This is a genomic window from Pseudomonas sp. SG20052 (assembly GCF_031766055.1).
Lineage (GTDB): Bacteria > Pseudomonadota > Gammaproteobacteria > Pseudomonadales > Pseudomonadaceae > Aquipseudomonas > Aquipseudomonas mandelii.
On sequence record NZ_CP134498.1, the window covers coordinates 4,025,307 to 4,050,983 of the forward strand.

At 58.9% G+C, this 25,677-nt stretch carries 20 protein-coding genes; 16 read left to right on the forward strand and 4 right to left on the reverse strand.

What is annotated here, in order from left to right:
* Nucleotides 1-53: 53 nt before the first annotated feature.
* Nucleotides 54-818: an alpha/beta fold hydrolase gene (locus RHP74_RS18435; protein WP_311096013.1), complete on the forward strand. Its 765-nt coding sequence runs from the start codon at nucleotides 54-56 to the stop codon at nucleotides 816-818.
* Between the two features lie 82 nt (nucleotides 819-900).
* Here the strand turns inward: RHP74_RS18435 and RHP74_RS18440 are convergent, their stop codons facing one another.
* Complete coding sequence (locus RHP74_RS18440) at nucleotides 901-1,878, reverse strand: NAD-dependent epimerase (protein WP_311096014.1); 978 nt, start codon at nucleotides 1,876-1,878, stop codon at nucleotides 901-903.
* Nucleotides 1,879-2,488: 610 nt separating this feature from the next.
* On the opposite strand from RHP74_RS18440, the gene rfaH reads away from it, so the two are divergent.
* The 15 genes from rfaH (at nucleotide 2,489) to RHP74_RS18515 (ending at nucleotide 20,780) form a co-directional block, all read left to right on the forward strand.
* Nucleotides 2,489-3,025, forward strand: coding sequence for a transcription/translation regulatory transformer protein RfaH (gene rfaH, locus RHP74_RS18445; protein ID WP_311096015.1), 537 nt, complete (start codon nucleotides 2,489-2,491; stop codon nucleotides 3,023-3,025).
* 27 nt (nucleotides 3,026-3,052) lie between these two features.
* Nucleotides 3,053-4,213, forward strand: coding sequence for an outer membrane beta-barrel protein (locus tag RHP74_RS18450; protein WP_172791208.1), 1,161 nt, complete (start codon nucleotides 3,053-3,055; stop codon nucleotides 4,211-4,213).
* A gap of 12 nt (nucleotides 4,214-4,225) precedes the next feature.
* Nucleotides 4,226-4,759 carry a polysaccharide biosynthesis/export family protein gene (locus RHP74_RS18455; RefSeq protein WP_172791209.1) on the forward strand — a complete coding sequence of 178 codons (534 nt, stop codon included), beginning with the start codon at nucleotides 4,226-4,228 and terminating at the stop codon, nucleotides 4,757-4,759.
* A 2-nt stretch (nucleotides 4,760-4,761) separates the two neighbouring features.
* Nucleotides 4,762-7,077, forward strand: coding sequence for a Wzz/FepE/Etk N-terminal domain-containing protein (locus tag RHP74_RS18460; RefSeq protein ID WP_304818252.1), 2,316 nt, complete (start codon nucleotides 4,762-4,764; stop codon nucleotides 7,075-7,077).
* Nucleotides 7,078-7,245: 168 nt separating this feature from the next.
* Nucleotides 7,246-8,637, forward strand: coding sequence for an undecaprenyl-phosphate glucose phosphotransferase (locus RHP74_RS18465; protein WP_311096017.1), 1,392 nt, complete (start codon nucleotides 7,246-7,248; stop codon nucleotides 8,635-8,637).
* 48 nt (nucleotides 8,638-8,685) lie between these two features.
* Nucleotides 8,686-10,026 (forward strand): UDP-glucose/GDP-mannose dehydrogenase family protein, encoded by a 1,341-nt coding sequence (locus RHP74_RS18470; RefSeq protein WP_304818251.1) that lies wholly within the window; start codon nucleotides 8,686-8,688, stop codon nucleotides 10,024-10,026.
* Between the two features lie 13 nt (nucleotides 10,027-10,039).
* Nucleotides 10,040-10,744, forward strand: coding sequence for a WecB/TagA/CpsF family glycosyltransferase (locus RHP74_RS18475; RefSeq protein WP_077749467.1), 705 nt, complete (start codon nucleotides 10,040-10,042; stop codon nucleotides 10,742-10,744).
* A gap of 2 nt (nucleotides 10,745-10,746) precedes the next feature.
* A complete protein-coding gene (locus RHP74_RS18480; protein ID WP_311096018.1) occupies nucleotides 10,747-11,829 on the forward strand; it encodes a glycosyltransferase in 1,083 nt (360 codons plus the stop codon).
* On the forward strand, nucleotides 11,826-12,938 hold the full coding sequence (locus tag RHP74_RS18485) for a glycosyltransferase (protein ID WP_311096019.1): 1,113 nt from the start codon (nucleotides 11,826-11,828) through the stop codon (nucleotides 12,936-12,938). Before RHP74_RS18480 ends, RHP74_RS18485 begins: the two co-directional genes overlap by 4 nt.
* On the forward strand, nucleotides 12,935-14,248 hold the full coding sequence (locus tag RHP74_RS18490; RefSeq protein ID WP_200666439.1) for an O-antigen ligase: 1,314 nt from the start codon (nucleotides 12,935-12,937) through the stop codon (nucleotides 14,246-14,248). The genes RHP74_RS18485 and RHP74_RS18490 overlap by 4 nt, the downstream gene beginning before the upstream one ends.
* 17 nt (nucleotides 14,249-14,265) lie before the next feature.
* Nucleotides 14,266-15,219, forward strand: coding sequence for a glycosyltransferase family A protein (locus tag RHP74_RS18495; RefSeq protein ID WP_224795554.1), 954 nt, complete (start codon nucleotides 14,266-14,268; stop codon nucleotides 15,217-15,219).
* A gap of 15 nt (nucleotides 15,220-15,234) precedes the next feature.
* Nucleotides 15,235-16,653, forward strand: coding sequence for an oligosaccharide flippase family protein (locus RHP74_RS18500; RefSeq protein ID WP_311096020.1), 1,419 nt, complete (start codon nucleotides 15,235-15,237; stop codon nucleotides 16,651-16,653).
* A 30-nt stretch (nucleotides 16,654-16,683) separates the two neighbouring features.
* On the forward strand, nucleotides 16,684-17,739 hold the full coding sequence (gene galE / locus RHP74_RS18505) for a UDP-glucose 4-epimerase GalE (RefSeq protein ID WP_154913543.1): 1,056 nt from the start codon (nucleotides 16,684-16,686) through the stop codon (nucleotides 17,737-17,739).
* A 5-nt stretch (nucleotides 17,740-17,744) separates the two neighbouring features.
* Complete coding sequence (locus RHP74_RS18510; RefSeq protein ID WP_154913545.1) at nucleotides 17,745-19,217, forward strand: family 16 glycosylhydrolase; 1,473 nt, start codon at nucleotides 17,745-17,747, stop codon at nucleotides 19,215-19,217.
* A gap of 513 nt (nucleotides 19,218-19,730) precedes the next feature.
* Nucleotides 19,731-20,780 (forward strand): acyltransferase, encoded by a 1,050-nt coding sequence (locus RHP74_RS18515; RefSeq protein WP_311096021.1) that lies wholly within the window; start codon nucleotides 19,731-19,733, stop codon nucleotides 20,778-20,780.
* Between the two features lie 27 nt (nucleotides 20,781-20,807).
* Here the strand turns inward: RHP74_RS18515 and treS are convergent, their stop codons facing one another.
* The 3 genes from treS to RHP74_RS18530 all read right to left on the reverse strand — a co-directional run bounded on the left by treS (nucleotide 20,808) and on the right by RHP74_RS18530 (nucleotide 25,601).
* Entirely contained in the window at nucleotides 20,808-22,874 is a 2,067-nt protein-coding gene (gene treS / locus RHP74_RS18520) for a maltose alpha-D-glucosyltransferase (RefSeq protein ID WP_200666444.1), read from the reverse strand.
* Nucleotides 22,875-23,161: 287 nt separating this feature from the next.
* Entirely contained in the window at nucleotides 23,162-24,049 is an 888-nt protein-coding gene (locus tag RHP74_RS18525; RefSeq protein ID WP_311096022.1) for a hypothetical protein, read from the reverse strand.
* A 148-nt stretch (nucleotides 24,050-24,197) separates the two neighbouring features.
* Complete coding sequence (locus RHP74_RS18530) at nucleotides 24,198-25,601, reverse strand: MFS transporter (RefSeq protein WP_311096023.1); 1,404 nt, start codon at nucleotides 25,599-25,601, stop codon at nucleotides 24,198-24,200.
* Nucleotides 25,602-25,677: the final 76 nt, after the last annotated feature.

Here is a 25,677-nt window from a genome sequence, read left to right on the forward strand (position 1 = left end):
GGATTGGGTTTCTCAGCCCAGAGCCGTCAATGTCGCCCACTAAAGTTAGCCGAATGCCACGAACCCTGGTGTTAATCGTCGTCATTCTTGCCGCGTTGTACCTGGCGCTCTGTGCAGCGCTGTTCGTGTTTCAGCGCGCGCTCATCTACTTCCCGCAGCCCAGCGCCATCGAGACGCCCGAAACGCTGCTCAAGCTGACGGTGGACGATGCGGACGTGGCGGTGTCGATCAGGCCCCACGACGGGCCGAAGGCGTTGATCTATTTCGGCGGCAATGCCGAGGATGTTTCTCGCAACCTGCCAGGGTTCGCCCAGGCATTCCCGGAGCATGCGATCTATTTGCTGCACTATCGAGGTTTCGGGGGAAGCTCCGGCTCGCCTTCGGAGGAGTCAATTCAGCGCGATGCCATGACCTTGTTTGACAAGGTCTACGATACTCATCCGCACATCGCCGTGGTCGGACGCAGCCTCGGTTCGGGGGTCGCCGTGCGCCTCGCCAGCCAGCGGCCGGCCTCGAGCCTGATCCTGATTACGCCCTACAACAGCCTGGAAGACCTCGCCGTGCGCCAGTTCCCGTGGTTTCCGGTGAAGTGGTTGCTGCAGGAGCGCTTTGAATCTTGGAAGTACGCGGCGCACATCACGATACCGACGCTGCTGATCGCGGCGGAGCACGATGAAGTCATACCGCGTTCAAGCACCGAGCTGCTCTACACGCATTTCGCCAAAGGCGTGGCCACGCTGCGAGTCGTACCGGGGGCGGGCCACAATTCCATTTCCGAAAGTCCCGAATACCTGAAATTACTTGGCGATGCGCTGTGAACAACGCCTGTCTACGACCTGTAGCAGCTGCCCTGCTGGCTTCTCGAACCGGTGGATTTCGTATCGGATTGAAGCGTCAGACTCAGACCTGGTAGAAGTCGCGATACCACGTCACAAACTGCTTCACGCCTGCATCAACCTCAACCTGGGGCGAGAAACCGACCCAGTCTGCCAGCGCCGACACATCGGCCCATGTCTTGACGACATCGCCCGGCTGCATCGGCAAATAATTGCGCTGCGCTGTTATGCCCAGCGCCGCTTCCAGGCATTCGACAAAATCGAGCAACGCGACCGGTTTTCCACGCCCGATGTTGAAAATCCGGTTGACGCCATTTGCCTCCTTGTCCGGGACCGGCGGCTTCGCAAGCAACCGGGCGATGCTTTCGACAATATCGTCGACATAGGTGAAATCACGCGCCATCTGGCCATGGTTGTAGATATCAATCGGCCGGCCCATGAGCATCGCTTCGGTGAACGTGAACAGCGCCATGTCTGGACGTCCCCAAGGACCGTACACGGTAAAAAAACGCAGGCCGCTGGCACGAATCCCATAGAGATGGCAGTAGCTGTGGGCAAGCAACTCATTGGCGCGCTTGCTGGCAGCGTACAGCGACACCGGTTGATCGACCGGGTCGTCGACGCTGAACGGGAGTTTGCTGTTGGCGCCATACACCGAACTGCTCGACGCATAGATCAAGTGCACAGGCCGGTAGTGCCGGCAGGCTTCGAGCACGTTCAGGAATCCCACCAGATTCGATTGCGCATACACATCCGGGTTATCCAGCGAATAACGAACCCCCGCTTGCGCCGCCAGATGCACGACCTCGGTGAACTTATTGTCTTCGAATAACGCCATCAAGGACGGCTTATCGACAATGTCCATCCTCTGAAAACGGAAACCTTGCAATTCGCTCAGTTGCTTGAGCCGGGCATGTTTCAATTCCACGCTGTAATACGCGTTGAGGTTGTCGATACCAACAACATTACGCCCTTCCAGGCACAATCGTTTGACCGTGTGATACCCGATGAAACCTGCCGCGCCAGTCACGAGAATAGTCATAATACCGCCCCGTTTGCCTAATCACAGGCAGTTAGTTATAGCGTTGCAATGACCGTGGTTCCAAGTTTCATAACTGGCCCCATCAGGGTGGCATCCTTCCGGTTTGCCCACCCTCCACGACGACTATTTATAGCTAAAAAAGTTTAATCCGTTCGACGGAAACTAAATTAGCTTTAAAAACAATTGCTTGAACATTGCCGAATGCACTTTTGGATGAAAGGCATGTTTTTTGACAAGGAACGTTTGACAGCTTGTCGCGAGTGGTCAATAACTACACGGGTCTGATGAAACAGAATCCGAGTGCAGTTTGTTCGTTTATCGCTGCTTCTCAGACAACTTCTGAAATCTTTGTTTTTTGCGGCCCCTTCGTATGGACCGTGCGGTAGCTTTGTCTCCGAATAATGACTCAAGCTATATATCCAACAGGCTGTCAGATATAGCGGACATTCATTATTACGCTGTTACGCCTATGTAACACCACCTGATTCATTATTGACACACGTCTTCGTCCCTCACATAAAAAAAACAACCCTGCCTGGCTTAATTACTTCTCGGGCCTCTATAGAGCCACTGCCTGCCTAAACTTTCGATATATACGGAGTTTACCAGCATGCCAGCAATCCGTTCCGAACGCTCTAACTGGTACCTTCTGCAGTGCAAGCCTCACCAGGATGAACGAGCCCACCTAAACCTGCTTCAACAAAACTATGTCGTATTTCACCCCCAACTATTGAGTGAACGCCTGATTCGCGGCAAATATCAGAGGGTGCGCGAGTCCCTTTTTCCCGGGTATCTGTTTATCCATCTTGGCGGTAATGACAACTGGGCGCCCATACGCTCCACTCGGGGCGTCAGTCGTTTCGTCGAACTCAATCATGGTCCTGCGACGGTGGCTGAGAACGTCATCGAGCACCTGCGTGCGCGCTGTTTCGAATCATCGGTATCCCCAGATACGCCGCCCCTTACGCCCGGCGACCACCTGCAAATTATCCGTGGACCACTGTCGACACTCGAGGGGATTTTCATCACCTCACATGGGGCTGAGCGCGTCATGATCCTGATGCAGTTTCTGAATCGGGACCAGGCGATCTGCATGCCCTTGAGTGACCTCGAACTTCAGCACCCCTCGTTTCAATCCAATATCTGACTGATCGCTTATTCCAGGAGCCAGGACATGGCCTTGAATTCACGCTGCCCTTTTGCACTGATCATGGCCTCCCTCTACCCTGGAATGGCCTGGAGTATTGATCCGGCACCTATTGATGTTTACGGGTTCGATTTCACACCTACCTTTCTGTTTTCAGAAAGCTATGACGATAACTTTCGAGAACTGGAGAACAACAAACAGTCCTCGATGGTCACGAAGCTGGCGCCCTCTTTCGAACTCAAGGCCGAAGATCGCAACAGCGCTACCCGACTGACCTGGCAGCCCATCCGCTACATTTATCACGACGAGTCGGATGCCTCGAACACCGCACAACGGGTGCGGGCGGACAGCATCATGGAGTTCACCGACCGGCACCGTCTGAAGCTCGACGCCGAATACCGCAAGTGGGAGCGCACCGAGGACACGGCGGTCGACGGCATCAACGACAAGCTCAATAACAAAAAAGTCGGCGGCCTCTATACCTATGGCGCCAGGAGCGCTGACAACCAGATCGATTTTGGCGCCAGTTACGCGGAACTTCGCTACGACAACGCCGACGGCATCAATGACGACAAAGAGCGCAATACCGCCGCCCTGACCAGTACCTGGTATCACCGCATCGGTAGCAATACCCGTGGCCTGCTCGAGTACGACCACACCAATTTTGACTACCAGGAACCCAACAGCCCGCGCAGCAGCAAATCCAACGCGGTACTCGCCGGTGCCGTCTGGGACATTACCGCAAAGACCACCGGTAAAGTCCGTGTCGGTTATGAGAAAAAGGACTTCGACAGCAGCGAATCCAAAGACCTCGACAACCCCACCTGGCAAGTGGACCTGCAATGGAAACCACGCACTTATTCGACATTCACCCTTGTGGCCCGCCAGGCTCTCGCCGAGGGCGACGACGGTGCCGATGCCGTCAAGTCCACCTTCACCCAGGTCGGTTGGCGCCATGGCTGGACCGAACGGATCACCACGATTGCACAGGCCGGGTACGGTCGTTATGTCTACGAAGGCGAAAGCCGAACCGACAATTATCAGGACTACAACCTGGCCGTGGTGTACGCGATGCGCCGCTGGCTGGACATCGAGCTCGGCTATCGATTCCGCGACAACGACTCTGATGCCGACGACCAAAGCTACACCCGCAACGTTGTTCAGATCAGCTTCAACGTCAGCCTTTAAGAGGGTTTCGACATGAACTCACGCACCCTGGGCTTATTGCTCGCACTGGTTGTGCTACCCGATACCTACGCCGCAGACCCTGATACCCAGTACAAACTGGCCGCTGGCGATGTCTTGCGCATCATCGTGTTCGGCGAGCCGGAGCTGAGCATTAAAAAAATCCGCCTCAGCGATGCCGGCACATTTTCCTATCCGTTCCTGGGTGAGATTTCCGCCAAGGGACTCACACCCGGCCAGGTCGAAAAGATCATCGTCGACGGACTCAAACAAGGCTATCTGAACGACCCGAAAGTCAGCTTGAGCCAGATCGAATACCGCTCGTTCTACATCAACGGCGAAGTGAAAAAACCCGGCAGCTATCCCTTCATACCCGGACTGACCCTGGAAAAAGCCATCGCTCTGGGCGGTGGACTGACCGAGCGAGCTTCCATCAAACGCGTGACCATCTTGCGCGGTGATGGCGGCCCGACCCTCACCGATGAGGTCACGCGAAACACCACGATTGCCCCCGGCGACACCATTTCCATTGCACAAGGCTTTTTCTAATCATGGACAACAGCCCTAGCACCTACGTCGAACGTCCTCTGCAAACGCATCTGCATCAGCAGTACAGCGACGACAAGGACACCATTGATCTTCTCAAACTCTGGAGGGTGATCTGGCGCGCCAAATGGAGCATCGGATGGTTTGTCCTGCTGTGCGGTTTGCTGGCGGTCGTTGTGGTCTCGAACATCACCCCGCAATACGTCGGCAGCACCACCTTGCTGTTCAACGATAAAACCCCGCCGCTGATGTCCTTCCAGCAAGTCAAGGACTCAGGCAGCAACGCCACTGATTACTTGCAGACACAACAGGCGCTCCTGCAATCACGGGACCTTGCCGAACGAGCCGTGAAAAAACTCGAGCTGACGACCAACCCGGTCACCGATCCACGCCAGCAATCGAAGCCATGGTTCACGCCACGCCAATGGCTGGCCGACCTGAACCTTGATCAATGGATCCCGGGGCTGGGCGGCCTGTTGAAGCCGATGAAAGCTGAGCCAAGTGAAGATGATGTCTTCAATCAGGTCACGCAGAACCTCATGCTGCACACCAGCGTCAAGTTCGTCGGCAAGAGCCAACTGCTCGAAATCGAGGTCGAGCTGCCAGACCCTGTCCTGGCGGCAGCGGCGGCCAACGCGTTGGCCCATGGCTTTACCGACAGTCAGCTCGACACCAGCGAAAAGTCCTCGCAGACCACCACTGCGTGGATGAACACACGATTGGTCAAACTGCGCGACAACCTGCGTGTTGCCGAGAAAAAGCTTCAGGGCTACCGGGAGGAACAAGGCCTGGTCGATGTCGGCGGGGTTGCCACCATCAGCGCCAACGAACTGGAAATGACCGGCAATCGCATGGTCGACGCCCGCCGCAACCGCGCTGAAGCCGAGAGTGAATACCGCCAGGCGAAAGCCCTGAGCAACGGCGACCTGAGCCGACTCTCCAGCGTGCCGGCAGTCTTGAGTAACCCGCTGGTCCAGCAATTCCAGGCGGACCGAGCCAAGGCGCAAGCCAAGGTCGATGAGCTGTCAGGACGCTATGGCCCGAAACACCCGAGCCTGATTTCCGCGCAATCGGAATTGCGCGCCGCCACCACCAGTCTGCAATTGCAGGTGCAGCAAGTGGTCGCCGGGATCGAACGGCAATACCAGCTGGCCTCAGCCAGTGAAGCTTCGCTGCGCCAATCCTTCAACAGCAACAAGGCGCAGATCCAGGACATCGCCCGCAAGGAATTTCAGTTGCGCGAATTCCAGCGGGAAGTCGACAGCACCCGTGCACTTTATGAAACCTTCGTCACCCGCTTGAAAGAAACCGCGGCCACTGCCGACATGGACTCCACCAAAGTGCGCATCGTCGACCCGGCGATTGTGCCAGTGGAAGCGAGCAAGCCACGTAAAACATTGATTGTCGGGATCGTCGGGTTGGTGGCTGCAGTGATCGGCGTCGCGTTGGCGCTGCTCTTCGACAGCCTGAGTAACACCTTTAAAACCGACGAGACGATTGAAAGCACGCTTAACATTCCTCTGCTCAGCGTGGTGCCGCTGGTGATGAAGAAAAGTCGCCGGCAATTGGCGCGCTTGTTCGAAGACAACGACAACCCGCGCTTTTCCGAGACCATCCGCAATCTGCGCACCTGGCTGATGTTGCAAAGCAGTGAAATGCCGTCGCAGGTGGTACTCGTGACGTCGACCGTTGCCGGTGAGGGTAAAAGTACCATTGCCACCAACCTGGCCAGCTCCCTCACTTCGCTGGAGCGAGTGTTGCTGATCGATGCCGACATGCGCCAACCGACCCTTTCACTGAACTTCGATTTTCCGCCTGACAGCCCGGGACTGGCCAATGTCATTGCGGGCACCGCCAGGCTTGAAGACTGCATCGTTTCGGTGGGCAATCTGGACATGCTGCCGGCTGGCATGGTCATGCCGCCTTCGCGGGATCTGTTCACCGCGCCGCGCCTGACTTCCCCTGCCGAATCGCTTAACCCGTCACGCCAGCCTCCACCGCAGGATCTGCTCAGTTCGCCGCGCATGGCGCGCATGCTTGAGGCGCTGAAGTCGCGTTACCGCCACATCATTATCGACTCACCGCCTGCGGAAATGATCAGCGATGCACTGTTGCTGGCCAAGCATTCGGATGCGGTGATCTATGTGGTCAAGGCCGACAGCACGCCGATCAGTCAGGTGCAGAAGGGCATTGCCATGTTGCAGCAAAGCCATGTGCCGGTATTTGGCACCGTGCTCAACCAGGTAGACCTGCGCAAGGCGCGCAAGTACGGCTACCACCATTCCAAGACGTTTTATAACTACGACTTCGCCCCCCGCTGACACCATAAAATCTGCGGCGAGGCCGAACGGGGCAAGCCCCCTCACCACAGTCTTTCTGCCATCACCACACATTGCTTCACCTCTGCCGAGCTACGGAAAAGCCTGCGGGAGCCACGCCGTGCGCGCCCATCAGCGCTGATGCATTAATTCTGCCTTGAGGTTAAGCCCATGACTCCTCTCTATACCGCTCACATGACACACCGCCGAGGCCTGACGTTCTGGGGGCAGTGGTTGTGTGCACTGACGCTGGCGACTTCGCTGCTGATGCTGCTCGTGTATTGGCGCGTTGGCAGCCTCACCAGCGAATACCGCATCCTGATAGTTCTGACGGTGCTCGGCTCGGTGCCGATCTACAGCGTGATGCAGGTTTACCACAAGCGTCACGGCCTGGTGGTCGGGCTCGGCCGGTTGCTGGCCGGCTGGCTGATCCTGCTGGCCGTGCTGGCGGCCATTGCCTTCATCACCCAGACCAGCGCGATTTACTCGCGCCAGGTCATCATGGTCTGGGCGGTGCTGGGCTTTGCCGCCCAGGCTGCGATGTTTCTGCCCCTGCATTACTTCGCCCGGTTGCACTCGCGGATGGTCTGCAACGAGCGTCGTGCGGTGATCATCGGCACCTGCCCGACCGCCCATGAACTGGCGAAAAAACTCTCCAGACCAAACCGCGCGCTGGTCATGGGTTTCATCGCCGCAGCCGACAACAGCGGCCCGGCCCCCAGCATCCTGCCGTTGCTCGGCCACGTCGATTCGATCCGCGAAATCATCACGCGCCTGGATGTGCGCCGCGTTTACATTGTCCTGCCGATGACGCATGCCGCCACCATCGAAGCGTTGTACATCGACCTGCTGGACATGAATGTCGACGTGGTCTGGATCCCGGATTTCGGCAGCATGGTATTGCTCAACCATTCGATCTCGGAAATCGAGCGGATGCCCGCCATTTACCTCAACGAAAGCCTGATCAGCTCCCATCCGGCCAGCCTGTTTTGCAAAGACCTGTTCGAACGCAGCCTGGCCGCCGTGGCCATTATTGTCCTAAGTCCGATGCTCTTGACGGTGGCGATCGCCGTCAAGCTGACTTCCGCCGGTCCCGTGCTGTTCAAGCAAAATCGCCATGGCTGCAACGGCGAAGTGATCAAGGTCTGGAAATTTCGTTCGATGCGCCTCCACGACGATAGCGAAGTGCACCAGGCCACCCGTGACGATGAACGCGTCACGCTGATCGGACGCTTTCTGCGCCGCAGTTCCATTGACGAGTTACCGCAGCTGTTCAACGTGTTGTTCGGGCAAATGGCCCTGGTCGGTCCTCGCCCGCATGCGGTCACCCACAACATTTACTACACCGGCAAAGTGCGCGCCTACATGGCCCGTCACCGCCTCAAACCGGGGATTACCGGATTGGCCCAGATCACCGGGCATCGAGGCGAAACCGAGACGGTGGAAAAGATGCAGCTGCGCGTCGCCCAGGACCTCAACTACATCAACCAATGGTCGCTGTGGCTGGACATCAAGATCCTCATCAAGACCCCCTTCACGCTGTTCTCGAAAAACATCTACTGACCCCCTGCCCCCTCGTTGATCACTGTCACGCCGACCTGAGGTTTGATCATGAATGTGAGCGTATTTGGTATTGGTTACGTGGGCCTTGTCCAAGGCGCCGCGCTGGCGGAAGTGGGCCATAACGTCCTCTGTGTGGATGTCGACGCCGACAAGGTACAGGCGCTGAAGGACGGCACGCTGCCGCTCTACGAGCCGGGGCTGAAAAGCCTGGTCCACAGCAATTACCAAAGTGGCCGGCTGCAGTTCGGCACTGATCTCGCCAGCGCTGTCCACCATGGTGATGTGCTGTTGATTGCCGTGGGGACACCGCCAGATGAAGACGGGTCGGCAGACCTCAAACATGTCTTGAGCGTTGCGCAAACCATCGCGCTGAACATGGACCGGCATCACATCATCGTCGATAAATCCACCGTCCCCGTCGGGACCGGTGACCGGGTTCGCGCGCACATCGAGCAGGTGCTGGCCGACACCGGTCGCGGCAATCTGACCTTCGACGTGGTCTCCAACCCCGAGTTTCTCAAGGAAGGCTGCGCGGTCGAGGACTGCATGCGCCCGGACCGGATCATCATCGGCACCGACAGCCAACACGCCGAGGAGGTCATGCGCGAACTGTACGAACCGTTCAATCGCAACCGCGAAAAGATCATCGTCATGGACCTGCGTAGCGCCGAACTGACCAAGTACGCCGCCAACAGCATGTTGGCAACCAAGATCAGTTTCATGAACGAAATGGCCTGCCTCGCCGAAAAACTGGGCGCCGATATCGAGATGGTCAGACACGGTATCGGCTCTGATCCGCGCATCGGTTATCAATTCATCTATCCGGGTGTCGGCTACGGCGGGTCGTGCTTTCCCAAGGACGTGAAGGCGCTGATACAGGCCGCCGCCAGCGTCGACATCGATGCTCGGGTACTCAAGGCCGTCGAGTCGCGCAACCACGAACAGAAGGCCAGCCTGTACACGAAGATTTTCAATCACTTCGACGGCGCCCTTCGCGGCAAGACCTTTGCCCTGTGGGGGTTGAGTTTCAAACCCAACACCGACGACATGCGCGAGGCCCCCAGCCGGGTACTGATGGAAGCCTTGTGGCACGCCGGCGCCAGCGTCCAGGCGTTCGACCCCAAAGCCATGGAGGAGGCCCAGCGCATTTACGGTTCGCGCGACGACCTGACCCTGGCCGGCACCAAGGAGGCGGCCCTGAAAAATGCCGACGCCTTGATCATCGTCACCGAGTGGCAATCGTTTCGAGCCCCGGACTTCGACTTGCTCGGCCGGCAGCTCAAGCACCCGCTGATTTTTGACGGACGCAATCTGTTCGATCCGCAGCGGTTGAGCAAAAGGGGTTTTACCTACGTCTCCGTGGGCCGACAGACCCGCTCAGTCATCTGAAAGGAGCGGCGCCATGATCAGGCTGGAATTAGTCGGGCAATACTCAACGAAGTTACTGGAGGCCAACCAGGCCTATTCCTTCATCAACTTCGCGTCCATTGGCAGTGTTTTCGAGCAGCCCCCGAACACCGTCACCTATTTTTGCGACGGCATGCTGATGTCGACTTTCATGTCGCGTGTGACCGGCAGGAGGATCGGACGGGTCAGCTTTGACTTCACGTCCATCGCCGACCTTGTGCTGCGCAGCGCCGAGCAACAGGGCAAGCGCGTGTATTTCGTCGGGGCCCGGCAAGCGGAACTGGAACTGTTCGTCAGCAAGATCAAGGCCCTTTACCCACGGCTGACCCTCGCCGGTTACCACAACGGTTACTTCAATGCGTCCCAGGCCGAGGGCATTCAGGCCGACATCTGCCGCAGCGAAGCGCACATCCTGATCGTGGGCCTGGGTGCCGGACTGCAAGAGCAGTTCGAGCAGGACGCGTTGCGCGCGGGGTTTCGCGGGGTCGCCTTCACCTGTGGCGGGTTCATTCGTCAGGAGGCCCTGGCCACGCGCAACTATTACCCGGCGCTGATCAATCGCCTGCATATGCGCGCGTTTTATCGCATGTATCGCGAGCCCCATACGATCAAGCGCTACCTCATCGACTACCCGAACAACTTTGTGCACCTGTTGGCGCTCATCGCGTCACGCAAAGTCGCCATCAGCGTTGAGGAATGACCATGCACATCCTGTTTATTCTCAAGGATTTCAAGGTGGGCGGCGGCGTCGAGCGCGTCCACCAACGGCTGTCCGAGCAGTTTCTCAAGGATGGCCAGCGCGTGAGTTTTTTCGTCATGAACGGCGACACGCCGGACACGGAAGGTGTTCAAACGCTCGGCAGCGCCAGCGGTGGCGGCATCGTCGGCCTGCTCAAGTCCATTGTGCAGTTGCGCCGGCTCATTCGCCGTGAGGGCGTCACCCACGTGATTTCCGCCAAGGAGCAAGCCAACCTCTGCGCCTGGTTCGCCACCTTGGGCAGTCCTTGCAAAGTCATTTACAGCCGCCACGCGGCACTGGATTGCACTGAACAGAAAACCGGCCCTTCAAGCCTGCGCCTGCTCTATACGTTGTACCTCTGCGGTAGCGGCAAAGTGGTCACGGTCTCCACCGCCTTGCGCCAGTCCCTCATCGACGTGATGCCCTGGGGTCGGCAACGGATCCGCTATTGCCCCAACGCTGTCGTCACCGAACAACTGCTTCAAGCCGCACAAGCGCCGTTGTCCGCTGATTTGCCCCGCGACTATTGGTTGAGCCTGGGCCGCCTGGTGGAACCTAAAGGGTTTCATCTGTTGCTGGATGCCTACGCCCTGGCGTTGCGCAGCGAAACACTGCCGGATCTGGTGATTGTCGGTGACGGTCCGTTGCTCGACGCACTGACCACTCAGGCAGCCCGACTGGGCATCACGCACCGGGTGCATTTCACCGGATTCCTGAGCAACCCCTATCCGCTACTGAGGCACGCACGGCTGTTCATTCTGAGCTCCGTGCAGGAAGGCATGCCGACCGTCCTGATCGAGGCGCTGGCACTGGGCACGCCCGTGCTGGCATGCGACTGCGAGACCGGCCCGAGGGAACTGCTGGACAACGGTCGACTGGGTCAACTGGTCGCCGTCAACGACGTACCGGCGCTGGCGCGGGGAATGCTTCAAAGCCTGACCGCACAAAGCGGCGTTGCACCTAGCGCAAAAATGCTCAGTGACGCCATCCATCCGTACACCAGCCAGTACGCCGCGCAAGCGTACTACCAGGTATGGAGCCAATGAAAAAGCTACTGATTATCCTGCATGACCTCGGCGCAGGCGGGGCTGAAAAAATGATGGCGCGCCTCGCCGGTGCCCTGGTGGACGCTGGTAATGACGTGACCTTGCTGTTGCTCACCGGCGGCGGGCTCCATGCGGCGAACCTCGACCCGCGTGTCAAGAAAGTTGAACTGCAAAGCCAACGCACCGCACGCGCGGTGCCGGCACTCGCACGATTTCTGCGCGCCAATCGCTTTGACGCGCAACTGGCGGCCCTCACGCACGTCAACGTGGTGGCGATCGCCGCAGCCGTGCTGTCCGGCACGCTGGCGCGCCTGCACGTCAGCGAACGCAATGCGTTTTCCCATGACAAACACGTCAACCCCGACTTCATGGTGCGGGTCGCGTACCTGGTGGCGCCACTGCTGTATCGGCTCATTCCCAACCCGGTGATCTGCGTCTCGCGCGGTGTCGCCCAGGACCTGGTCGATACCACCCTTGCGCGTCGCCAGGACGTGACCATTGCCGACAACCCGGTGCTCGATAACGACTTCCGCGACAAGTCGCCTGGGCCGCCAAGCCACCGCTGGCTGCTGGAAAAAACCGGTTCGGTGATTGTCGCCGTGGGGCGCCTGGTGCCGCAAAAAGGCTTCGACACCTTGATTACAGCGTTCGCCGCGTTGCCGGATTCCGACGCCCGCTTGATCATTTTTGGCGAAGGCCCGCTCAGGGCGCAGTTGCTTGACCAGGCCCGGACGCTGGGCGTGGCGGATCGCTTCGACCTGCCGGGTTACACCTGTGAGCCTCTGGCAGAAGTGGCTGCGGCGGATTGCTTTGTGTTGTCGTCACGCTTCGAGGGCAGTCCCAATGCGCTGGTAGAGGCCTTGTCCACGGGTACACCGGTGGTGGCGACGCGCTGCCCCCATGGTCCTCAGGACATCCTCATCGGCGGCCTCGTCGCACCGCTCGTCGCCGTCGACGACCCGATCGCGCTGTCGCAGGCGGTTGCCCTGCAACTCTCCACACCGCGGGACCTGCAACGTCGTTCCCGCCTGGATGCGGCCACCCGGTTCATGAATGCCAGCGCGGTGCAGACCTACCTCGCCGCGTTGCTCGGGAGTCCATCATCATGAGCACACTGCAGATCAGGTATTCGACGTTGCGCGATGGCTTCACCTTGTTTGGCGTGCTGTTCTACATCCAGGTGATCACGTTTGCCCTCAGTCTGGGGGGCGCCTCCAGCTTCGGCGACATCGATAAAGACCTCGAAGGCAACGTCGCCAACCAGATCTGCGGCCTGATCACACTGTTGGTGCCCTTGTTCTTCTTCATCCGCAACAAGGTGTTCCTCAGCAAAACCTTTTACCGCAGCAACTTCTTTCTGCTGGTGTTCATGCTCTGCGTCATCGCATCGATCGGCTGGTCCCACGACCCGATGCTGAGCCTCAAGCGGTTCATCGCGATGCTCAGCGTGGTGTTTTTTGCCGGTTTCATTGCCTACAACTACCCCCTTGAAAAAATCACCTTCATGCTCGGCTGTGCCATCGGCGTGGCGGCGTTGATCGGATTGATACTCGCCGTGGTCATGCCGGGCGTCGCGTTCTTGTCCGGTGGTATTCGCGACGGCGCATTCAAGGGTATTTTTGCCGAAAAGAACGCCGGCGCCCGGCTCAACGCGATTGCCATCCTGCTGTTGCTGCCGATGATCCGCCAACGCAACCGCTGGGCCCTCTTCTGCTCGTTTTTTTCGCTGATTGCCATCCTGCTTGCCCAGTCGGCGACCGGCGTGGCATTGATTCTTTCCGGCACATTGAGCTACTGGTATTTCCTCACCCTGATCCGCCTGCGTATCAACCGCTCGCAGTGGCTGTTCTTCGGTTGCACGCTGGCGTTCCTGCTGGTTTGCCTGCTGCTGTACAACCACCTTGCGTGGCTGCTGGAGATCGCCGGCCGCGATCCGTCACTCACGGATCGCACGTTGATCTGGGAGTTGCTCGCGCCCTTTGTCGACCAACAATGGCTCAAGGGTTACGGCTTTGGCGCCTTCTGGGCCAGTCCCGACGCCAATGCGTTCATCCTTCGCTGGGGCTACATCGGCAACGCCCACAGCGGCTACATGGAGACCCTGCTCAACGGCGGCGTTATCCAGTTGACTGCACTGGCGTTGCTGCTGGGCGAAGCGCTGTTCAAACAATACCGCGCCGTGACGGCGAACCAGGCGGCGCAGTTTCGCGCCAGTGCCCTGGTGATCATCGGTTTGTTCATCGTCACCAATTATGTGGCGTACGTGATTCCCAACTACCGCTCCGCCGAGTTCCTGGTGTTCTGCACCCTGGCCCTGTCCTTTCGGCGTCACCACGCGACCTACCCCGAATTATCACCGACACCCCTGCGCCAGCGTCCGTCTGGCGGGGGATTCCCGCGCGATTCAGCCCAGGCGTAATCAAAGGAGAAACACCCGTGTCAGACCAAACCTCCCCTCTAGCGCATTCAGTGTGCGTCGTAATCCCGATGTACAACGGCGCCGGCAGCATCGAGCAAACGCTGACGTCCCTGGTCGAGCAAACCCGGCTGCCCGATCACGTGATCGTCGTCGACGATGGCTCCACCGATGACGGCCCCCAACGGGTCAAAGACTTCGTGGCGCCGTTTCGCCTGACGCTGTTGCAGCAAGCCAACGAAGGCCAGGCCAGCGCCCGCAACCACGGATTGCGGCACTCGGAAGAGACGTTTGTGGCGATGCTCGATGCCGATGACCAATTTCGTCCACAAAAGCTGGAGCTGCAACTGGCCCTGTATGACGAACTCACTCGTCAGGGACGGTCGGTGGGGCTGATCGACTGCTACACGCAGGTCAATTACAGCGACGGCCGGCGGCAACTGGACAACCGGCGCAAGAACGGCCGGCATTTCTACGATTTCATCCACGCCAACGTCGTCAATGGTGTCTCCACCGCGCTGGTCAAGCGCGAGGTGATCATGCAACTCGGCGGCTTCGATGCCAGCCTGCGTTACTCCGAAGACCGCTACATGTGGACCCGGATTGCCGAACACTGGGAGATCCACACGGTGCCGCAGGTGCTGCTGGAGCGCACGGTCAACGGCGGCAACATGACCGCGCAGCCGAAGAAGTATTACCAGAACAAGATCCGGTTCATCGAGGTGTACCTGGCCCGCTATGGCGCGCTGCTCAGCAAGCAGCAACGGATCGATTTCGTGCTGGGCAACCACACAGATTTTCTCAATGCCTTTTCCCGACGCGACGAGCATGCCGAGGTGCTCGACGTGTACCGGCGAATGCTTGAGTGCTCCTGGCAAGCACTGATCTTCGCCAACGGCAAACCGACCTTGCGCTACCTCTATGCCCGCGCCAGAACCTTGCGCAAGGCAACGGCGTCAACCACCGCTCATTGAACCGGTCCCACACCCATGGCCAATCATCGCCTTATTACCCTAGGGTGGATCTTCACCGAGAAATTCGGCCTGATCTTCCTGTCCATGATTACGTTTGTCGTGTATGCCAGGCTGCTGTCGCCGGCAGAACTGGGTGTGGGCACGGTCATCATTGCCATCGTCGAGTTGATCGGCCTGGTGTACTCATCGGTTCTGGAAGACCCGCTGGTACGACTCGAACGGCTGGAGGACAAACACATCACCACGGCCTTCTGGGCGGCGGTGCTCGTCAGCCTGGTGTCCATCGTCGTCATCTCGGGCGCAGTGATGCTGTACACGCCCGACCCGGTGCTGCAATGGATGACGGCGGTGGCCTCGGTGAAAATCCTGTTCACCATGATGGCGCGCGTCTACGTGGCGCAGATGCGCCGCAACGGCAACTTCAAGATGCTGGCGTCACGCACGTTACTGGGCAAGGTGTTTGGCGGTGTTGCCGGCATTGCTGTCGCACTCTGGGGTCTGGGGGCATGGGCGGTAATTGCCCAAGCGGTGATCATGGAACTGGTATCCATCATCGTGTTGATGCTCGGAGACCGGCGCCGCATTGCCTTCCATATCGATGGTCCGGTCTTGCGCGAACTGATGAAGTCCGGCGCACCGGTTGCCATCAACGCACTGAGCTCACAAACACTTCAGCGCGGGGTCAACGTGGTGCTCGGGATGACGGCCGGCGTCAACGCGGTCGGAATGTTCAACATGGCCATGCGCATCATCGAGCTGCCGCGCACTGCGATTTACAACGGCCTGTTGAGCTATGCGCTGCCGGCATTCGCCCGGCGTAGCGCGGAGCCGTCGCGGCTCCTGGGGATCATTGGCGATTCAACCGCCGTCAGCGGCTTTCTGTTGACGCCCCTGTTCATTGGCATCGCGCTTACGGCAAACGACCTCATCCCGTTGATATTCGGCGCCAAGTGGACCGACGCCATTCCCCTGCTGCAAGTGCTGGCCTGCACGGCGGCCATTGGCAACACCGCCATGTACGCCACGACGGCACTGGTTGCAGTCAACCGCAGCCACCTCACGATCAAGGCTGAAGTGGCAACCACCGTTCTCGCGCTGGCGCTGGTCTACACCCTCGGCAACCTGTATGGCGGCATGGCCGCTGCCCTTGCTCTGCTGGCCCGGATGCTGATCATCACGCCGCTGCAAATCCGTGGGCTCATCGCGGCCATCGGTTACGGCTGGCAGCGGTTCTTCGACTCCAATTACCGCAGCGTGATTGCTTCGGTCGTCATGGCCGCAACCGTCCTGTCTGTTTCACCGCAGCTGGGTTTGCACGGCTATCTGCACCTGTTCTGCAACATCGTGGTTGGCGCGCTGAGCTATGCCGTGGCGTATAGCGTCATGCACCCGCGCTGGCCGCAAGAATTCAAATCGGTTTTCACCGCCCGCTGAATTCAATCCCTGAGACAGGAAGACCTCACCATGCGCAAAACTACGTTGATTACTGGCGGGGCCGGCTACATCGGTTCCCATACCGCGTTGGCGCTCATCAACGCCGGGCACAATGTGCTGGTGCTCGACAACCTGTGTAACAGCTGTCGAGAGTGCATCGGGCGTCTTGAGTTGCTGACCCACACCCGTGTCGATTTCGTCAATGGCGATATTCGCGACCCCATCCTGCTCGACGATATCTTCAGCCGCTACGACATTGATGCCGTGGTGCACTTTGCCAGCCTCAAATCCGTAGAAGAAAGCGTGCGCAAACCACTGGACTACTACGCCAACAATGTCGCCGGCACGCTCAACCTGTGCCGGGCGATGGCGCGCAATAACGTGTTCCAGCTGGTGTTCAGCTCATCGGCCACGGTGTACGGCGAGCCCACACGCACGCCGATTGCCGAAGATTTCGGCACCGGCAAGCCGGTCAATCCCTATGGACGCACCAAGCTCATGATCGAGGAGTTGCTCACCGATCTGTGTCACTCCGATCCGCGCTGGAGCATCGGGTTATTGCGCTACTTCAACCCGATTGGCGCGCACGAAAGCGGGATGATCGGCGAAGATCCCAGAGGCCGACCCAACAATCTGTTGCCCTGCCTGACGCAGGTGGCGATCGGACGAATGCCCGAACTCACGGTGTACGGGTGCGACTACCCAACCGTGGACGGGACGTGCGTGCGCGACTACATCCACGTGGTCGACCTTGCCATCGGCCACCTCAAGGCGCTTGAGGTGTTGCACAGCCACAGCGGCATCAATTTCTGGAACCTGGGCACTGGCATTGGCTACAGCGTGCTGCAGATCATCCAGAGTTTCGAGGACATCACCGGCATCACCATTCCCTACCGTTTCGCACCGCGACGCGAAGGTGACATCGCCAAATGCTGGGCCGATCCCAGCAAGGCCGGGCGGGAACTGGGCTGGACCGCGCAGCGCGATCTTCAACAGATGATTATCGATACCTGGCGGTGGCAGTCGTGTAATCCGCAGGGGTATCAGTCTTCATTCGAAACGCCAGTGCTGAGTGCCGTGAAGTGAAGCCGATGTTTAATGCCTCTGTGCTGGCCCTGCTGCTGTCGGTGTCGATGGTTTGCAACGCCGCACAAGCGCCCCCCGGTGTACCCACCACCGGGCTCGTGCTGTGGCTGGATGCGGCCGATGCATCTTCAATGACCCTGGATGCGCAGAATCGTGTCCAGCACTGGAGCGACAAATCCGGCGAGTCCCATCACGCCACAGTGGACGATGCCGCCTCGCAGCCACAGCGGATGGCAAACGCCCTGAATGGTCATTCGGTCGTGCGCTTCAGTGGCGTGTCGGCGTTTCTGGGTAAAACCATTCGCAGCGCCAAAGGCCCTGTGACGGTATTGATTGTGTCCCGTCGATTGCCCGAGCAAGCCGAGGCCGATCCCTGGCAACGGTTGTTCAGCTCACGCCCACAAACCGCCCACAACGATAACGTGTTGCCGAACTTCGCCATCAGCCTGCAACAGACCACCGCGTATGTGCCGACCGTCTCCGTCCTGGAGCTTTACGATGTGCCGATTGGTCCGTATGCCGTCGGGCGCAATGTGGTCGGCAATGCCGACAACTTTCGCGGCGACATCGCGGAAGTGTTGGTGTACGACCGTGCGTTTGCCTCCCTCGCAGAACGCCAGCGCGCATTTCAGTACCTGGCGGATAAATGGTCAGTTGCCATTCCCAAACAGGCCGATACCTGGACCCGTGTCGGACCGCTGGGCCGATTGCCGGCCCAGACCAACGCCAACCTGCCGCTGTCCGATCAGGTCAATGCCGGCCAGTGGGTGCTCGACACGAAACTGTCCGACGACTTCAATGGCACCACCCTCGATCTCGAACGCTGGCACGTCAACAACGCCATAGGGAACGAGTCGCTCGGACGCAAACCGGCACTTTTCACCCCGGCCAATGCCAGCGTCCACAATGGCAACCTGAACATTGTTTTTCGCAAGGAAACCCTGCCGCAGAAATACGTACAACTTGGTTTCAAGGACTACACCTCAGCGATGGTCCGGACCAACGAGCGCGGGTTCTACGGGTATTACGAGGCACGCGCCAAACCCATGAACTCGGCCGGTTCCAGCGCCTTCTGGCTCGCGTGGACGGGCATGACGGACAACGCCACCGAGATCGACATCTTCGAAATCGGCGGTAAGACGAAAAACGCAGCGTTAGACCGTTCGTACAACATGAACGCCCACCTGTGGGCCACGCCGCATAGCACCGAGCATCTCGCCGACGGCAGCGTCTGGATCAGTCCCTGGCGCCTGGCGGATACCTTCCATGTCTACGGCTTCGACTGGCAGCCCGACACCCTGCGTTGGTATGTCGATGGCGTGCTGGTCAGGGAATCGAAAAACAACCATTTCTTCTTCCCGATGCAGGTTGTGTTTGACAGTGAGGCCATGTGGCAGTGGTTCGGCGTGGTCGACGATGCTGACCTGCCCTCTACCTTCCGCGTCGACTACGTCAAGGTGTGGCAACGGCGTCGATAGCCATTCAACCGTCGCCTGGCTGACGTCGGCTCAGGTGATAGATACGACCTGTTTATCCTGACAGCGCCACCGCCCTGAACTTTCTTTCGACCGCAGGGGTCGACCGCGTTCCAGCCTCCTCCGTGCCACCGACGATTCCCGTACCGGGCGTCTCAACCGGCTCACGGCGACGGTTAAATAACAAAAATGGATGATCACGATGAATTGCCTTATCTGTGTCGGCGTGGCGGAACGCATTCAGTGTCAGGGCCCGTGGGAGGAAAGGGATTGCCCGGACTGCGGGCGCTATCGGGTGTCCGATGAGCTCCTTTTGAACTTGATGGATCAGGGCCAGATCTTCGATATAGACAAAACCAGACGTTGGCTCGACAGCCGACGCAAAGAAGAAGGCATGACACCTTCAATAGAACTCCACGAAGCGCTACTGCTGCTATAGCGTTCAGCCCGGGTCAAATTTCAATCGGCAACGTGGTCAGTTTCCATTCAGCGCTAACACGTCTGGAGCGCATAGACATGATCAAAGGCCGGCTGAAAGAACTGGACTTGCTGCGCTTCCTCGCGGCAATCGCAGTCGTGTTTTTTCACTATGCTTTTCGGGGGTATGCAAAAGGCGACATGTCAGTAATGCCCTACCCGTTGTTGGCCGAGCCTGCCAAATACGGTTATCTGGGCGTCGAACTGTTTTTCATGATCAGCGGATTCGTCATCCTGATGACCGCTTCGGGCAATAACCTCAGGGCATTTTTTATATCCCGTGTCGTTCGTCTCTGCCCTGCTTTCTGGGTGTGCTGCACCCTGACGTTCCTGATCACGCTTGCCATCGGCCGGCCAAGATTCACGGCTGATATTTACCAATACATGATTAACATGACATTCCTTGGCGACTTGATGGGTGTGCCACCGATTGACGGGGTCTACTGGTCGCTGTTTGTCGAAATAAAGTTCTACCTGATGATCTCCATTCTGTTGGGCTTCAAGAAAATAGAAAAAATAGAGACCTTCCTCGTACTGTGGCTGTTGGTCTCCGCCACCGCAGAAGTCCTGGCTTTTGAAAAGCTGCGATCGATATTAATTACCGATTACGCGGCCTATTTCATCGCGGGCTCGACGTTCTACATTATCTGGGCCAAGGGATTCACAACGACACGGGTGCTCCTGTTGGCAGGGTCATTGGCATTGGCCAACTACACCGCCATTGTCTGGGCCCAACTGCTCGAATCAAAATATTCAACCGAATTCGATCTTCTGATCGTATGCGCCATGGTTACCCTGTTCTTCATGACCTTTCTTTTGATCGCAACGAATAAAACGGCAGCCATCGGTGCATTGAACTGGACGGCATTAGGCGCGCTCACGTATCCCCTTTACCTGCTCCATCAAATGATCGGCTTTATGATCTTTAACCTTGCCTATCCGGCGATGAACCCGCACGTACTACTGTGGGGCACCATCGCCTTGATGATCAGTGCGTCTTACATCATCCACAAAAAGATAGAAACGCCCATGGCCAGGCAGATCAAGAAAATCCTTTCATTGTCCTTCAAGCGTGTCGAAGCTGATTAGCGCCCACCTGGGCGCCAACCGACGCCCTCAAATCATCGGCGAAGTGCTCACGACGCGCAGTGCCAACCCTTCGTAGGCATCCAGCGTAATGGTGAAATCACCCTCAGGCGTGAGATCACCTTCGACTCGCTCGTTGATGATGTCGACCACCGGGCCCGGCGCAATATTGGGCAGGTGCAAGGTTTCGGTGATCGGCGTCGAGCCGAAGTTCAGCGCAGTGATTTGCGTGCCTTTACCGGCCGGCAATTCGTGGACCATGACCAGCAGGCCCGGGTGCTGGACATCGGGAATCAGGATCTGCCGACTGGCGGCGATATCGTAAGCGCGGCGCGCGGCGAGGATCCTCTTGAGTTGCGAGACGAACGAATCGGAGTCCTTCAACTGGCTGGGCAGGCTGCCGTACAAAGTTTTCGGCCGTGGCATTTGCCCTGCGGACAGCGGTGCGTCCGGATTGAGGTCCACCAGGTCGTAGGCGCCACGATGAATCCAGCGCGTGTCGCCGTCACCCATCAAATGCTCAACCTGTTCCGCTGGCAACGGCAACGCGCCGACCAGGTCCCAGCCGGACAGCGCAAACACGCCCGGTTGCATCGCGTTGTACATCACCAACAGCAAATGCACCTGGCGAATCTGTTGGATGTCCGCCTCGGTGATCGCGTCGAGATCACGAATCCCCAGCGCTGCCGTGATGATACTGGCGGTGGTGCAAGACACGCCGTTGGTGACAAATTTCAGGTTGTAGGGCGCGTGCTCGCCCGCCAGACGTTCGTACATCTGCTCGCGAATGTGTTCACGCAGGATGTTGCCCGGGAAGGTCTGGCCTTGGTAGAGGTAGGTGTCATGGGCGTGCAGCGTCCAGAAATGCACCAGCTCCAGGGTCAGTTCGTCGTGGTTTTGCAAGGCATGGATCAGCGACCCCGGGTCGATGCCGAGGGTGTGCATCTGCCGCAGCATCAAGCGCAGGAACTCGGTGTCGCCCATCAGCAACGCGTGCTGGTAGGCCGGTCGGGTGATGAAGTCATAGGAAAGGTCGGCGCCGCCGTGGGACATGTTGGCGATGTCATCGACGGTCAGGTTGAGCTCCTGGAAACTGAAACCGCCGGCCTTGCGGATCGCCCCGGCCAGCAGCTGGTTACCGGTGATCGATAACGGGTGGCTTTCAGACCAGGCCGTACCGTCGAGCTTGCGCTCCACGCCGAGGAATCCGTTGGCGTCCAGGCGCAGGATTTTCGCGCCCATGACGTCAATGGCGTGCAGTGCATCGCCGATGATCATCTGCTGCGCGGCGAAGGTCGGGTCCAGCCAGTTCAGCGACGGCTGCCCTTCCTTGAAGTAATGCAGATAGACCCAGCGTCGCGGCTTGCCATCGACGCCGATCACGATTGGCGTCGCGCTCCAGTCGGTCTCCTTGACCCCGGGTTCGAAGAAAATCACCCGTTGCAACTGGCCGACGATGTAGTGCTTGTCCCGGAGCACGTCGACCTGCAGCGGACTGAGATTTTGCGCATCACGGCCATCGGCGATGTCCGGCAGCAACGGCCAGTCCTCTTCGCGGATTTCGACCATGTGGTAGAGGCCCGGATAGTCTTCATAGGCCATCTCGGCCAGGCGGAAGTCTGCGCCTTTGCCGGTGTGCGAAGGGATCACGTCATCGATGATCACCGCATTGTGCGCGGCGGCCATGCGCACCAGCGCCTGGAGCTGCGCCTCGGTGCCCAGTTCCGGGTCGATCTCGAAACTGACGCGGTCAAAATTGCCGTCAATGGTCGGCGTGCGTTGAGTGCCTGTCAGGCCGCCCGACATTTTCAGCGGCCCGTTGTGAATGCCCTGGATGCCGATTTTCGACAGGGCATGCCATAAGGTTTCGTCGCCCAGGGCTTCCAGCACGCTGCCGTCTTCGCGGGTGACGATGGACGCAGGGTAGGCGGTGAACCACACCGAGGCCAAGGCGGAAGCATCACGGGGCCGGGTATGGGCGTAAGGCTGTTGCCACAGTCGACCTTGCCCCGAATAGAGCTTGGCCCGCTGCCTGGCGGCATGCAGCATCGATTGTTCAACCAGCCAGGTCACATGGTTTTTGTCAGCCGCGGTCATAAAAGCAATCACCTGTTGTCGGGGGAAAAGTGCGCGTGGCCATCCCATGCGTACCTGCACCGATGGACCCGTCCTTTTCATATGAGGCCCTGGGTCGGCATTCGTTGCATCACGCGGTGACGATTCAGAATCCACTTGCTGTTGCAAGTCATACCTGTGGGTGACTCCTTAACACCTATATATCCCTTCGAAGCAACCTAGGCATAAGTGACGTAATTTCGCCTCTGTTTAAGATACAGACATCAAATGCCAAGGCTTGACCGGACCCAAAAACGTCCAGGCTCAAGTTAATTCGACGCTGACGTCGGATCGCCGGACTCATGCAAAGCCTCTTGGCGTTTGAACCTCCCCTGATCAAATAGGAAAACAGGATGAAAACGCCAAACGTTGTATTGGGCATCGCCCTCCTTGCCACCACCGGCTTGATATCGGCGATGACCCACGCCGCCGAACCACACGCTGGCGCTGCCGGCGGCAGCCGGGGAGGCGGAGATCGGGATGCAACGGCCCCTTTGGTCCAACACGCCGCTGATAAACCCGCTGACCAACACCTTGCCGAGGGCGGTGCTGACCGCTTGAAAGAACGGCAACTGGCATCCGACGGTTCCGACCACCTCAAGCAGAACAGCCTTGCCGAAGGCGGTGCTGACCGCTTGAAAGAGCGGCAACTGGCATCGGATGGCTCCGATCATCTGAAGCAGAACAGCCTTGCCGAAGGTGGCGCTGATCGCTTGAGAGAACGGCAACTGGCGTCCGACGGCTCCGACCACCTCAAGCAGAACAGCCTTGCCGAAGGCGGCGCTGATCGCTTGAGAGAACGGCAACTGGCATCCGACGGCTCCGACCACCTCAAGCAGAACAGCCTTGCCGAAGGCGGCGCTGATCGCTTGAGAGAACGGCAGCTGGCATCCGACGGCTCCGACCACCTCAAGCAGAACAGCCTTGCCGAAGGTGGCGCTGATCGCTTGAGAGAACGGCAAATGGCATCGGATGGCTCCGATCATCTGAAGCAGAACAGCCTTGCCTACGGTGCCAACAGCAATATGCGCGGTACGCGTGTAGCGGAAGGCGGGTCTGATCGTTTGATGCAGAACCGTGTTGCCGACGGTGGCTTTGACTTCGGTTCCGACACGAACTCGGACTTCTGCTACGCCTGCCGCTGATCGAGCACCCATTCAATGCTCGACAACAAAGCCCCTCACCACAAAAGCTCCACGCTCAGGTGAACAGCAAGACGTCTACAAGGGGCTTTTTCAGTTCCTGAATAACGCTTCCCAAACGCCCGCCAACCCGTTTTTTTGGCGGGCGTTTTTTTCTTCTGCGTTACGCCACCACGGGTTCTCTTTTCAGCGCGGGCAACGCAATGGCGAACGCCAGGCCAATCAGCCCCGCCGCGACCGCAAAGGTGATCGCCATGCCGTGGGCGACCGCTTCCGGGGCTGCATGGGTGATGTCGGGCGTCGAGGACGCCAGCGCAAACACCGCGCCCAGGACCGAGGCGCCGGTGATGAGGCCGAGATTGCGTGACAGGCTCAACAGTCCGGCAATGACACCGCGCTGATCCTGGCTCACATCGGTCATGATCAACGTGTTGTTGGCCGCCTGGAACAGCGCATAACTGGCAGTCATCACTGCAATCGGCGCGAGGTAGCCGATGATGCCGACACGCGCCGGGATCAGCGACAACATGCACGCGCCGAGCGCCATCGCGACGAGCCCCGCCACCGTCATGCGCCGAGCGCCTAAACGATCCACCAGACGACCTGCAGGGACGCCAGCCAATGCAGCCACCAGCGGACCGACGGACAACGCGAGCCCGACCAACGCAGCATTCAAACCGAGTGCCCCCGAGAGATAAAACGGCCCGACCACCAGCGTAGCCATCATCACCGTCGAGACGAGCATGCTCATGGCCAGGCTCGCGCTCAATCCCCGATCACGCAACAGCACCAGTTTGATCAGCGGCGATGCAACTGTCGCCTCGACGAACAGGAAAACGCCTGCCCCGGCAACAGCGATGAGCAATAACGCAAGGTTCAGCGAACCCCAATCGCCTTCGCCCCATGTCATGGCCAGCGCATACGCACCGAGCGTCAGGGCCAGCACCAGCGTGCCGACCAGATCGAATGCACCGCGCTGAACCTTCGGCGCTTGGCGATCGGCGGGCAAATAGCGATAGGCGAGCACAGCGTTCAAAACACCCAGCGGCAGGTTGACCAGAAAAATCGCCTGCCAGCCGAAGCCGGAAATCAACACGCCGCCGAGCGACGGCCCCAGCGTGGTGCCGATCGCCGACACCGTGCCGAGCAATCCCATGGCGCTGCCGGTCTGCGCCTTGGGCACCGTCTCACCGACCAACGCCACGGTGAGCGTCAACATGATCGCGGCGCCCAGACCTTGCACGGCCCGGGCGGCGACCAGCCACCCCAGCGACGACGCCAGGCCGCACGCCAGCGAAGCCAACGTAAAAATGGCGATGCCGGCCAGCATCAAGCGGCGACGCCCTACGATGTCGCCCAAACGTCCAACACTGACGATCAAGGTGGTTATCGCGAGCAGATAGGCCAGGACGATCCACTGCACTTGCTGGAATGAAGCGTCCAGTGCCTGGGACAAGGTGGGCAAGCCTGCATTGGCGATGCTGGTGTCGAGCGAAGGCATCAGCATCGACAGCGAGAGGCTGGCCAACGCCCAGCGGACCGAACCGGAGGATGCGATAAGTTTCATGGTAGGGCTCACTTGTGAACTGTTGACCTTCAGCGTATGCCGGCGCCTGACAAGGCGGAAGACGCACCGTTTGCAC

Coding starts and splice junctions, on each gene's coding strand:
- RHP74_RS18435 (WP_311096013.1), top strand. CDS start 54: ATGCCACGAACCCTGGTGTTAATCGTCGTCATTCTTGCCGCGTTGTAC.
- RHP74_RS18440 (WP_311096014.1), bottom strand. CDS start 1,878: ATGACTATTCTCGTGACTGGCGCGGCAGGTTTCATCGGGTATCACACG.
- rfaH (WP_311096015.1), top strand. CDS start 2,489: ATGCCAGCAATCCGTTCCGAACGCTCTAACTGGTACCTTCTGCAGTGC.
- RHP74_RS18450 (WP_172791208.1), top strand. CDS start 3,053: ATGGCCTTGAATTCACGCTGCCCTTTTGCACTGATCATGGCCTCCCTC.
- RHP74_RS18455 (WP_172791209.1), top strand. CDS start 4,226: ATGAACTCACGCACCCTGGGCTTATTGCTCGCACTGGTTGTGCTACCC.
- RHP74_RS18460 (WP_304818252.1), top strand. CDS start 4,762: ATGGACAACAGCCCTAGCACCTACGTCGAACGTCCTCTGCAAACGCAT.
- RHP74_RS18465 (WP_311096017.1), top strand. CDS start 7,246: ATGACTCCTCTCTATACCGCTCACATGACACACCGCCGAGGCCTGACG.
- RHP74_RS18470 (WP_304818251.1), top strand. CDS start 8,686: ATGAATGTGAGCGTATTTGGTATTGGTTACGTGGGCCTTGTCCAAGGC.
- RHP74_RS18475 (WP_077749467.1), top strand. CDS start 10,040: ATGATCAGGCTGGAATTAGTCGGGCAATACTCAACGAAGTTACTGGAG.
- RHP74_RS18480 (WP_311096018.1), top strand. CDS start 10,747: ATGCACATCCTGTTTATTCTCAAGGATTTCAAGGTGGGCGGCGGCGTC.
- RHP74_RS18485 (WP_311096019.1), top strand. CDS start 11,826: ATGAAAAAGCTACTGATTATCCTGCATGACCTCGGCGCAGGCGGGGCT.
- RHP74_RS18490 (WP_200666439.1), top strand. CDS start 12,935: ATGAGCACACTGCAGATCAGGTATTCGACGTTGCGCGATGGCTTCACC.
- RHP74_RS18500 (WP_311096020.1), top strand. CDS start 15,235: ATGGCCAATCATCGCCTTATTACCCTAGGGTGGATCTTCACCGAGAAA.
- galE (WP_154913543.1), top strand. CDS start 16,684: ATGCGCAAAACTACGTTGATTACTGGCGGGGCCGGCTACATCGGTTCC.
- RHP74_RS18510 (WP_154913545.1), top strand. CDS start 17,745: ATGTTTAATGCCTCTGTGCTGGCCCTGCTGCTGTCGGTGTCGATGGTT.
- RHP74_RS18515 (WP_311096021.1), top strand. CDS start 19,731: ATGATCAAAGGCCGGCTGAAAGAACTGGACTTGCTGCGCTTCCTCGCG.
- treS (WP_200666444.1), bottom strand. CDS start 22,874: ATGACCGCGGCTGACAAAAACCATGTGACCTGGCTGGTTGAACAATCG.
- RHP74_RS18525 (WP_311096022.1), bottom strand. CDS start 24,049: ATGGGTGCTCGATCAGCGGCAGGCGTAGCAGAAGTCCGAGTTCGTGTC.
- RHP74_RS18530 (WP_311096023.1), bottom strand. CDS start 25,601: ATGAAACTTATCGCATCCTCCGGTTCGGTCCGCTGGGCGTTGGCCAGC.